Here is a 10620-nt window from a genome sequence, read left to right as displayed (position 1 = left end):
CCCGGCTCGCCCCGGCCGTGTCCGTCGGCCACGCGGCGGCCCGGACGGGCTCCTCGGGGCTGGAGGGTCTCGACGAGATCACGATGGTCGCCGTGCCCGATCTGATGAGCGCCCACCAGCGCGGCGACCTCGACGACGAGGGCCTTCGGACGGTGCAACTGGCCGTGATGTCGCACTGCGAGCAGATGGGCGACCGGATCGCCGTCCTCGACCCGCCGCCCGGCCTCAACGCCCAGCAGATGCGCACCTGGCGCAACGACGAAGCCGGCTTCGACTCCCGCTACGCCGCGCTCTACTACCCGTGGATCAAGGTCTTCGACCCGGCCACCGGCCGCAACGTGCTGGTCCCGCCGAGCGGGCACGCCGCCGGGGTGTGGGCGCGCAGCGACGCCGAGCGCGGCGTGCACAAGGCGCCGGCCAACGAGGTCATCCGGGGCGCGGTCGACCTGGAGATCCGCCTCAGCAAGGGCGAGCAGGACCTGCTCAACCCGATCGGCGTCAACTGCGTGCGGGCGTTCCCCGGGCGCGGCATCCGGATCTGGGGCGCGCGGACGCTCTCCTCCGACCCCGCGTGGCGCTACCTGAACGTGCGCCGGCTCTTCAACTACCTGGAGGAGTCGATCCTGATCGGCACCCAGTGGGTGGTGTTCGAGCCCAACGACGACCGGCTGTGGTCCAGCATCCGCCGGAACATCACCGCGTTCCTCACCGAGGAGTGGCGGCGCGGCGCGCTGTTCGGCCAGACCGCGGCCGAGGCCTTCTACGTCAAGTGCGACCGCGACAACAACCCGCCGGAGTCGATCGACCTCGGACAGGTGATCTGCGAGATCGGGGTCTCGCCGGTGAAGCCCGCGGAGTTCGTGGTGTTCCGGCTCGCCCAGTTCTCCGACAGCACGAGCCTCGTCAACGAGTGACCGGCACCGTCGGCACCTACGGGAATGGGAAGGTGACAGCACGCCATGGCTGAAGGCGATCCGCTCTCCACACACATATTCGGCGTCCAACTCGGCGGCTACAACGTCGAGTCGGTCAAGGAGGTCAGCAACCTCACGGTCGAGCAGGACGTCGTCGAGTACAAGCAGGTGACCCAGGAGGGCAAACTCATCGTCCGCAAGCAGCCCGGTGCGCGGCTGCCCGGCGAGGTGACGATCACCCGCGGCCTCGACAAGAGCAGCGCGTTCACGAACTGGATCAAGGAGACCCTCAACAACGGGGCGATCAACACCGCGCGCCAGAACCTGACCATCGAGGTCAAGGACACCACCGGCGCCACCCTGCGCCGCATCCACCTCAACAACGCCTGGGCCAGCCGCTGGGAGGGCCCCACGCTCAGCGCGGGTGAATCGAGCCCCGCGACCGAGACCGTGACCATCGTGTTCGAGGAGATCTCGGTCGATTGACATGCTCCCCCTCCCACGGAGGGAGGGGGATTCCTGGCTCACGCTGCCCGATCGTCCTGCGGACGTTCAGGTCTTCCGCGATCAACACCAGCCGGGTTCAGACCAGCCCGGACGAGCATCACGCGGGCGGAGTTCTTGTCGCGAGGCGACACGACTCCGCACGCGGTGCACGAGTAGATCCTCTCAGAGAGGGGGAGGCGGTGTTTGGCTCTCACACCGCAGTGCGCGCAGTCCATCGTGGTGTGCGCAGGGTTGACCAGATGAACGGTCCGTCCGTGCTTCCGCGCCATCTCGACCAACGCCGCCTTCGTGGCGCCGATCACGGCGTCGGCCGCCTTGTTGGCCATGGTGGTCTTGGCAAGGAACTTCGGCCGGAAGTCCTCCACCGCGATCGCGTCATGGTCGCGTACAACCGACTTGGCCCACTTTCGGGCCGTGTCCTGCCGCTGGTTCGCGATCTTCTTGTGGACCTTGGCGGCCTGTCGTTGGGCCTTTCGGTAGCCTTTCGTCTGTGCCTTCCCCTTCGGCTGCCGTCTCCGGGCCATCTGCCGCTGGTAGTGCGCGAGTTTCCGCGCGGCGCTTTTCCCGTACTGAGGATGGGGAAGGTCGTGGGCATCGCTGGTCGTGGTTGCGATCTCCTTGACGCCCCAGTCGATTCCGATGGCGCGGCCGATGGCGGGCAGCGGCTCGGGCTGGGTGAGGACGACGAAGGAAGCCCACCAATGCCCGACAGCGTCACGGTGGATCCGCACACTGGATGGGTCGGAAGGCAGCTCGCGGGACCAGACCACGGTCAGCACGATGCCGCCGGCCAGGTGCAGCCGGCCGTCCTTGATCCGGAATCCGCGTCGAGTGTAGTTGAGCGACGCGAGCGCCTCGCGCTTGCGTTTCGGCTTCGGCAACCCGGCGCGCTGACGCATCGGCAGCATCGCCTTGATGTCCTTCATCGCCTTGGCTCTCGACTTGCCGAAATCCCGGATGACCTGCTGCTGCGGTACCGACGCCCCGTCACGCAGCCACGCCATCGCGACGCGCGCCTCGGTCAGGAGCTTGTCCAGGTCCGCCGGCCCGCAGGTGCGCCTGCTCTCAGAGTCGGCCCGGTTGTGTAGGTGGATCTTGCGAGACGTGTGGACGCATTCGTTCCAGACCCAACGGCACCGGCCCCACTCCGCTTCCAGCAGGGCGGACGCGGAGGACGACACGCGAAGCCGGTAGGCGTACCGGGCGTATCCGGGACCTTCGATCATCGCCACTGTCGTCATGATCCGCAACCTAACAGCACCCACTGACAATGAATGAAAGAGAGCGCAGGCCAGAACAGATGCGCAGAGAAACCCGCCGCTGCGCGGCTCTGAATCATGAACCTTCCCCATTTCTCCGGGCGGAGGGCCCCCCAGCTCTCCCGGCTGGCACCGGGAGCATCCAGGGAGAGATTTGGTGAGGCGGAAGATCGGTCTGGACGAACTGCTGGAACGGGCGCCCGCCGCCCAGCAGAACAGCGAGCCGCAGCAGCAGGCCCCGGGACCCGCCGGTCCGCGGGCGCGGGCGCCGCACACCGAGTTCGAGTTCGAGCTGCCGCTCGGGTACGTCGACGACGAGGGCACCGTCCACCGGCACGGCACCATGCGCCGGGCCACCGCCCGCGACGAACTGATGCCGCAGATCGACCTGCGGGTCAAGGAGAACCCGGCCTACCTGAGCGTCGTGCTGCTCAGCCACGTCATCACGCGGCTGGGCGACATCACCGACGTGCACGCCGGCGTCGTCGAGCGGATGTACGCCACCGACGTGGCGTTCCTCCAGGACCTCTACCACCGCGTCAACAGCGAGGGCCACACCCGCGCCGCCGTGACCTGCCCGCACTGCGACGGCGCCTTCGAAGTCGACCTCGCCGGTGGGCGCCTGGGGGAATCGTGACGTACGCGCCTGCTCGGCTGCACGAGGAGATCGCGTACATCGCCTACCACTTCCACTGGCAGCGCGAGGACATCCTCGACCTGACCCACCACGAGCGCCGGCAGTGGGTGCGCGAGATCGCGCGGCTCAACACCCGGATCAGCGAGGGTGGGTGAGCGGCGGATGGGGCTGCGGGACTGGCTCGGCCGGCGGCGGGGCGAAGGTGCCGAAGGGGGCGCGGAGGTCGTCGTCCCCGCTGGTGGTGGTGTCGAGCGGCGGCGTCCGGCGTCGGGGGACGGGGGATGGCGCGAGGTGGCGCCATTGGTCCCGACCCTGGACGGCGCGGCGCGTGGCGTCAGTGACGGTCTGAACTTCCGTTCCAGGCTCGCCGCTTGGCAGGATCCCTCGCTGTCCGGGCCGCTCGGGCACGCCGTCCTGCCGGGCGCTCCCGTGGGGATCCTGCGAGCGGTGGCGGTACCGGGCTCCCCCTCGACGGTCGAGGGCGGGGACGCGCTCGTGCTGCCGGACGTGTGGGGCGACGGTGGGGCGGCGGAGCCGGGGCAGCCGGGAGAGGTCCGGCCGGTTCAGCGTGCTGTCGCGGTGCGGAGGCTTCGCGTGCGGGCGGTGCAGCGCGCGCGTTCGCCGCAGCGGCCGGCCGGCTCGGTGGGCGCTGACGGTGGTGGCCTGTCGACGTCCGGGCCGGTGCCGGGTGCGCCGGAGTCGGTTGCGCCGACGGCCGGTACGCCTGTGCCGGGTGCGGTGGCTGCGCCCGAGCGTGGGAACGATGTCGGTGGTGCGGTGCGGCTGCGTCCCGTCGGTGAAGCGCTGACGGTGGCGCGGCGTCCCCGTGGCCTGTCGGTGCGGCCCGTTGCGGTCGTGCGGGGTTCGGACAGGACACCGGAAACCGTTGTCGAGCCGTCAAGCCAGGGTGTGGGCGGATCGCGACCCGTGGCGGCTGTGGACGGCGAGGCTGCTCCTCGCCCCGCGCCGGCGCCGGAAGGGCAGGCCGAACGGCCGGTCCAGCGTGCCGCCGTCGCGCCGGGCGAGGGTGGGGCTACCCGCCCGGTTCTCGGCGAGCCCATGGTGGCGCTGCCCGCGAGCGCCGCACCTTTGGCCCCTGCCGCTCCGCAGGCCGCACCGGGCGCGCCGGCCATGCCCGTGGTCCCCGCCGATACGGCAGGCCCTGTGGCGGGCGCACCCGCCGAGGCGTCTGATCGGGGCAACCCGGGGCCGTCCCGCCCTCAGCGTGGGTCCGCCGGTGCTGCGCCCGTGCAGCGTGCGTCGTCCGAGGCGCCGGCCGGGCGGTCCCGGCCCGCTGATGCGCCTGCCCGGGGCGGTCGGGCGACTTCTGGTGCGCAGCGTGGGTCTGCCGGTGACGCGCCTGTGCAGCGTGTGCCCGCCGGGGCGTCGGATCGGGGTGATCCGGCGCCGTCTTCGTCTCGGCGTGGGTCCGTCGGTGAGGTGCCCGTGCAGCGTGTGCCGGCCGAGGCGCCGACAGGACGGACGCGGCGCGACGGCACCTCCGTCCGTACGCGTGGGGGCCTGGGTGCGCCCCTCGACGCCTTGCCGCCGACGGCGGCTGGGGCCGGTGGGCGACGGGCTGCCGGGCGAGAGAGCGGGACAGCGGACGTGCAGGGCACGCCGCCCGGCGGCACCGCTCCGCTGCTCGGCGAGCGGCGGCCGGTTCGGCGGGTCATGGGTGCCGGTGCGGGGACGGCACGGGAACCGGGCACGTCGGAGAACGGCGAAGGGATGCCCGTTCAGCGCGCCGGCGACGGCGCGCAGGGGGCAACAGGACTCCCTGGTGGGAGCGTTGGCGAACGAGGGGAAGGCCGCGACGGCCGGCCTGCGGGTGGGGCGACCGCGTTGCCGAGGAAGGCATCTGTGCCCCGGCCCGGTGGTGCGGCTCCCGTCGTGGTTCCGGTGCGTCCGGTCGGCGGCCGTCGTGCTGCACAGCGGTACGCCGAACTCACCGTCCCCAGGCGAGGGTTGCTCAGCGTTCACCGCATGACCACCGCCCTCGCCGGGCCGTCGGTGACGGCAGGCGGCAGCACTCCCGCCGCTACCGCCGCAACGCCCGCCCCGCCAGTGGTTCCGGCGACCTGGCCCCATGCGCTCAAGGCGCGAGCCGAGGTGGGGGCGGCGGATTCCACGAGCGCCGTGACCAATCGCCCTTCCTCGCAGGCGAGTTCGGTGAGGCGAGGTGACGCGGCGGCCGTGCAGCGCTCGCGGTCGCGAGGTTCGTCGGGGGAGGACAGAGAGGAACGCGTGCCGGTCGGTCGCCCTTTGCCCTGGGAGAGTTCGGCCTCGTCCGGGGCTCCCGGCGAAACGGCGATGCCGGGCGGCCGGAAGGCGGCGGATGGCGCGGCCGCTCCGGGCCGGCCGTCAGGTGGGCGCGGGGTCGTCGCGGCGGTTCAACGTCTGCGCTCCCGGGGTTCGTCGAGGTCGAGCGCCACTGATCGCCCGCTGCCGCAACGGAGTTCGGACGTGTCCGGCGGCTCGACGGCTGTGCAACGATCGGGCTCCGCGCGCTCGCCGGAGCACGGTGACGATCGGCCGGCGCCACCGGGGAGTTCGACGCTTCCCGTTGTGGCTCCGGTCGCAGGCACACCTGCGGCGCTGCCGCCGAGCACCGCCACGAACACCCGCGAACCCGCCCCCGCACCGCGTCCGACGCCAACCGGCTCCGGTCCGTCGTCCGCCGCGGTGACCGGCCGGCGCCTCCCGCTGGTCCGGCCCGCGCCCGTCGCGGCCCCGGCGCTCCAGCGGTTGCCCTCGATCGCCCGGATCCCGCAGCCGTCCCCGGCGCAGCCGCCCGCAGCGCCGCCTCCGCCCGTCGTGCAGCGCACCCTGTCGGCCGCGCCTCCGTCGCCCGTCTCGGCGCAAGCGCTCCAACGGGTGGCCGCGCAGGCGGGTCTGTCCGGGGTGCCGCTGACCGCCGTGCCGGCGCGGAAGCCGACCACCGCCCAGGCGCCTTCACCCCCGTCGTCCCAAGCGGTCCCACCCGAGACGACCACCTCGGGCACCGCCGACCTCGACGACCTGGCCCGGCGCCTCGTCGAACCGGTGGGCCGCCTGCTGCGCACCGAGCTGCGCAGGGGCAGGGAGCGCGCCGGGAGGACGTACGACATGCGCCGCTGAGCGGGGACGGCAGCAGGAAGCAGACCGCCGGAAGCAAACAGGGAACGGACCGATGACCGACAACATCTTCGCGAGCAGCGTGTTCTTCAGCCTGACCATCGGCGGCAACGACCTGGGCGACTTCGCCACCTGCTCGGGGCTCGGCGCGCAGGTGGAGATCGAGCAGTACGCGGAGGGCGGCAACAACGGGTTCGCGTGGCAGCTGCCGGGCCGGATCACCTGGTCGAACATCACGCTGACCCGCGCGGTCACCGCGGACACCGCGAAGATCGCGCGCTGGCTGGGGGAGATCGTCCGGAGGGTCGAGCCGAAGGACGGCGAGATCGTGGCGCTGCGGCCGGACCTGAGCCGGATCGTGGGCTGGCAGGTGCTCGGGATCGTCCCGGTGCGGTGGGAGGGTCCGTCCTTCGACCCTTCCAACTCGCAGGCCGCGATGGAGACCCTGGAGATCGCCCACGCGGGCCTGCGCCCGTCCTGACACGCGGCCCGAACCCGTCCCGTCCACCAGAGGAGCAGCAAGGATGTCCCCCGCGGTCCCCGCGAGCGTCACCCGGGCCCAACTGACCATCATGGAGCCCCCGTCCGCGGTCGGCGCCCAGCCCGGAGGGGCGATCGCGCGGCTTCCGCTGCAGTTCAACCCGGCGACCCTGGTGCTGCGCAAGACGACGGAGTGGCGGCGCACGCCGTCCCGGATGGCGGGCCAGTCGGCGCTGCCGGAGTTCGTCGGCAGCGGGCCGCGGTCGCTCTCCCTCGACGTGTTCCTCGACTCGACGGCGACGCACGACAACTCGGTGGAACGGGCGGTGGAGCAGCTGATGACGGCGTGCGTGCCCACCCCGACGAGTCTGGCGCGCAAGACGCCGGCCAGCCCGTGGATCCGGCTGGACTGGGGCACGTTGAAGACGACCTCGTTCAACGGGGTGCTGACCGGCCTCTCCGTCACCTACACGCTCTTCGACGTCGACGGCAATCCGCTGCGCGCGGTCTGCTCGCTCACGATCGACGAGGCCAGCGTCGACCCGGCCGGCCAGAACCCGACCTCGGGCTCGCCGGAGGCGCGCAGCACCCACCGGGTGATCGCGGGCGACACGCTGCCGCTGCTCGCCTGGCGCGCCTACGGGGACGCGACGGCCTGGCGCACGATCGCGGAGGCCAACGACATCGACGATCCGCTGGTCCTCGTCCCCGGCGCGGAGCTGATCGTGCCGGGGATCGACGAACTCACCCGGGGAGGGCGCGCGTGACGACCCCCGAGGCCCGGGGCGGCCGCCCGTTCGCCGCCGATCCCGTCGTCGAGGCGCCGGGGCCGCTGCCGCCGGCGTGGGCGGCGCAGCTGGTGTCCTGCGACATCGAGGAGAGCGTCGGCCTGCCCGACACCGCCGTCCTGACCTTCCGGGACGCCGACCACACGTTCCTCACCGCGACCGGGATCACCATCGGCACGAAGGTGCGGGTGTCGGTGGTCACCGTGCAGGGGCACACCCAGGTGCGGCTGTTCACCGGCGAGGTGACGGCGCTGGAGCTGGAGGTGGACACCACCGGCTCGTACACCGTGGTGCGGGCGTCGGCGGTCACGCACCGGCTGATGCGCGGGCGCCGGGTGAAGGCGTTCCGGAACATGACGACCGCGGACATCGTCCGCGAGGTCGCCGCGGGCGCGGGCCTGACCTGCGGGCGGGTGGACTCCTTCCCGGTCGTCCACCAGCAGCTCTCCCAGGCGAACGTCCCGGACTGGGAGTTCCTCCAGTTCCTGGCGCTGGAGAGCGGCGCGCAGGTGCGGGCCGATGACGACGGGCGGCTGGAGTTCGTCAAGCCCGAGCCCGCGTCCGGCGCGCCGGCGCCCTCCACGCCGGCGCCGCAGAGCCCGCTGGTCCTGGAGTACGGCCGCAACCTGCTGGAGCTGCGCGGTGTGCTGACGGGCGGCGCGGGGGCCGACACCGTCGAGGCGCGCGGCTGGAACGTGACGACCAAGAGCGCGCTGGTCGCCGCCGAGCCGTCGGTGACCTCCCTGACGGTGCAGCCGGGCCTGAGCCCCTCGGTGGCCGCGTCCGCCTTCGCGGGCCCGGCCCGGCTGACCGTCGCCGACACCCCGTACCGCACCCAGGCGGAGACGACGGCCGCGGCGCGCTCGCTGGCGGCCGCGGTGGCCGCCGGCTTCGGCGAGCTGGAGGCGGTCGTCGAGGGCAATCCGCGGCTGCGGGCGGGCACCGCGGTCGCCCTGGGGAACGTCGGCGCCGCCTTCTCCGGCCGCTACACCGCCACCGGGGTGCGCCACCTCGTCGAACCGTTCCGCGGCTACCGGACCACCGTCGTCGTCAGCGCGTCGCCCGACCGCTCCCTGGCCGGGCTGGCCACCGGCGGCAACGCGCCGCCGCGCGGGCCGCGGATGCCGGGCCTGGCCGTCGCGGTGGTCACCGACGTCCGCGAGCCGGGCGACGGGCGGCGCGGCTGGGTGAAGCTGAAGTTCCCCTGGCTGGACGACAGTTACGTGTCCGACTGGGTGCGCACCGTGCAGTGGGGAGGCCACGGGGGCGGCGGCGTGGTGAGTCCCGAGGTCAACGACGAGGTGCTGGTCGGCTTCGAACAGGGCGACCTGGACAGCCCCTACGTGCTCGGCGGACTCTACAACGGCGTGGACCGGCCCTCGCCGCACGACGTGCCGCTCGTCGACGCCGCCGCCGGGACGGTCAACCGCCGCTCCGTCGTGTCCCGTTCGGGCCACCGCCTGGAGCTGCTGGACGTGCCGGGCGGCAAGTCCGGGGTCCGACTGGCGAGCGGGGACGGGAACCTGGAGGTCAAGCTGGACCAGCAGAACGGCGAGATCGTGCTCACCGTCCACGGCGTGGGCGGCGCGGGGGGAAGCACGGTCCGCCTCTCCTCCTCCGGCATCACCCTCGACGCGGGCACCGGAGAGGTGAACGTGCGCGGCGGATCGGTGACCGTCCGCGGGACGACGGCCGTCACGGTGGACGGCGGGGCCGAAGCGGTCCTCAAGGGGGCGTTCGTGCGCATCAACTGACGGAACGTCATGGTCAGGAACAGGCCCGCCGGATCCCGTCGGGCACCCTCGGATTGGAGACCGCACATGCCCCCCGCAGCCCGGACCGGCGACCCCACCGATCACGGCGGCGTCCTCGCCACCCCGCCGCCGGGCGCCATCGCCGTGGAGACCGTGCTGATCGGCGGCCGGCCCGCCGCCGTGGTCGGCAGCCTGCACGCCTGCGTCCCGCACGTGGAGATGGGCCCGGCCAACGTCGTCGAGCCCCAACTCGGCACGGTGACCAGGGGAGTGGTCCTCATCGGTGGCCTGCCCGCGGCCCGCATGGGCGACAAGACGACCTGCGGCGCCGCCGTCATCGCCGGCGCGTTCAACGTCCTGATCGGAGGCGTCGCATGACCGGCAACTTCATCGGCCGGGGCTGGGCCTTCCCGCTGCGCGTGAACGCCACCGGCGGCATCGGCATGGTCGACCGCGACCGGGAGCTCGCCGAGGCGATCCGCCTGATCCTCGGCACCGCCCCCGGCGAGCGGCCGATGCGCCCGGAATTCGGCTGCGGCATCCACGAGTACGTGTTCGCCCCCGGCGACAGCACCACCGCCGGACGGATCGCCCGCGAGGTGCGCATCGCCCTCGAACGCTGGGAACCGCGGATCGAGGTCGACGACGTCGCGATCGCCTTCGACAGCGTCGACGAGGGCACGCTCTACATCGACGTCCACTACACCGTGCGCGCCACCAACGACCGCCGCAACCTCGTCTTCCCCTTCTACACCATCCCGGAGTCACCCACGTCCGTCGACGGGAGCGTGCGCTGATGGCCCTGCCCTCCCCGAACCTGGACGACCGCCGCTTCCAGCAACTCGTCGACGAGGCCAAGCGGTACGTCCAGCAGCGCGCCCCCGAGTGGACCGACCACAACGTCTCCGACCCCGGCGTCACCCTCATCGAGACCTTCGCCTACCTCGTCGACCACCTGCTCTACCGGCTCAACCGGGTGCCCGAGAAGAACTACTCCGCCTTCCTCGACCTGCTCGGCATCCGGCTCTTCCCGCCCGCGGCCGCCCGCGCCGACGTCGACTTCTGGCTCTCCGCCGCGCAGCCCGAGACGGTGCTCCTGCGGGCCGGCACCGAGGTCTCCACGCTGCGCACCGAGACCGACGAGGCGGTGGTCTTCTCCACCGC

Annotated in this window: 11 protein-coding genes and 1 pseudogene; 11 read left to right on the top strand and 1 reads right to left on the bottom strand. The window is 72.6% G+C overall.

Annotated elements, in window-relative coordinates:
• A partial coding sequence (locus ACFV4F_RS39220) for a phage tail sheath family protein (RefSeq protein WP_380510062.1) occupies positions 1–914 on the top strand: 914 nt, incomplete at its 5' end.
• A gap of 45 nt (positions 915–959) precedes the next feature.
• Entirely contained in the window at positions 960–1400 is a 441-nt protein-coding gene (locus tag ACFV4F_RS39215) for a phage tail protein (protein ID WP_380438648.1), read from the top strand.
• Positions 1401–1438: 38 nt separating this feature from the next.
• On the opposite strand, the gene ACFV4F_RS39210 is transcribed toward ACFV4F_RS39215, so the two are convergent.
• Positions 1439–2662 (bottom strand): RNA-guided endonuclease InsQ/TnpB family protein, encoded by a 1224-nt coding sequence (locus tag ACFV4F_RS39210; protein ID WP_380510059.1) that lies wholly within the window; start codon positions 2660–2662, stop codon positions 1439–1441.
• A gap of 175 nt (positions 2663–2837) precedes the next feature.
• On the opposite strand from ACFV4F_RS39210, the gene ACFV4F_RS39205 reads away from it, so the two are divergent.
• The 9 genes and pseudogenes from ACFV4F_RS39205 to ACFV4F_RS39165 all read left to right on the top strand — a co-directional run.
• Positions 2838–3317, top strand: coding sequence for a hypothetical protein (locus ACFV4F_RS39205; RefSeq protein WP_380510056.1), 480 nt, complete (start codon positions 2838–2840; stop codon positions 3315–3317).
• Positions 3314–3472 (top strand): DUF6760 family protein, encoded by a 159-nt coding sequence (locus ACFV4F_RS39200; RefSeq protein ID WP_359971796.1) that lies wholly within the window; start codon positions 3314–3316, stop codon positions 3470–3472. Before ACFV4F_RS39205 ends, ACFV4F_RS39200 begins: the two co-directional genes overlap by 4 nt.
• Before the next feature lie 2413 nt (positions 3473–5885).
• The gene (locus tag ACFV4F_RS39195) at positions 5886–6437 is read left to right on the top strand and encodes a hypothetical protein (protein ID WP_380510055.1); all 552 of its coding nucleotides are present in this window, start codon (positions 5886–5888) and stop codon (positions 6435–6437) included.
• A gap of 52 nt (positions 6438–6489) precedes the next feature.
• Positions 6490–6915 (top strand): phage tail protein, encoded by a 426-nt coding sequence (locus ACFV4F_RS39190; protein WP_380438656.1) that lies wholly within the window; start codon positions 6490–6492, stop codon positions 6913–6915.
• 43 nt (positions 6916–6958) lie between these two features.
• On the top strand, positions 6959–7681 hold the full coding sequence (locus ACFV4F_RS39185; RefSeq protein WP_380438658.1) for a LysM peptidoglycan-binding domain-containing protein: 723 nt from the start codon (positions 6959–6961) through the stop codon (positions 7679–7681).
• The gene (locus ACFV4F_RS39180; RefSeq protein WP_380510052.1) at positions 7678–9456 is read left to right on the top strand and encodes a VgrG-related protein; all 1779 of its coding nucleotides are present in this window, start codon (positions 7678–7680) and stop codon (positions 9454–9456) included. The genes ACFV4F_RS39185 and ACFV4F_RS39180 overlap by 4 nt, the downstream gene beginning before the upstream one ends.
• Positions 9457–9522: 66 nt before the next feature.
• Positions 9523–9834: a PAAR domain-containing protein gene (locus ACFV4F_RS39175; RefSeq protein WP_380438662.1), complete on the top strand. Its 312-nt coding sequence runs from the start codon at positions 9523–9525 to the stop codon at positions 9832–9834.
• On the top strand, positions 9831–10253 hold the full coding sequence (locus ACFV4F_RS39170; RefSeq protein WP_380493280.1) for a GPW/gp25 family protein: 423 nt from the start codon (positions 9831–9833) through the stop codon (positions 10251–10253). The genes ACFV4F_RS39175 and ACFV4F_RS39170 overlap by 4 nt, the downstream gene beginning before the upstream one ends.
• Positions 10253–10620 (top strand): annotated as a pseudogene (locus tag ACFV4F_RS39165) (putative baseplate assembly protein); the annotation flags it as partial. The gene ACFV4F_RS39170 and the pseudogene ACFV4F_RS39165, both read left to right, overlap by 1 nt.

The organism is Kitasatospora sp. NPDC059722, from assembly GCF_042733235.1.
GTDB lineage: Bacteria > Actinomycetota > Actinomycetes > Streptomycetales > Streptomycetaceae > Kitasatospora.
Note: the sequence above shows the minus strand (reverse complement) of the source record. Positions and strands in the feature narration are given on the sequence as shown.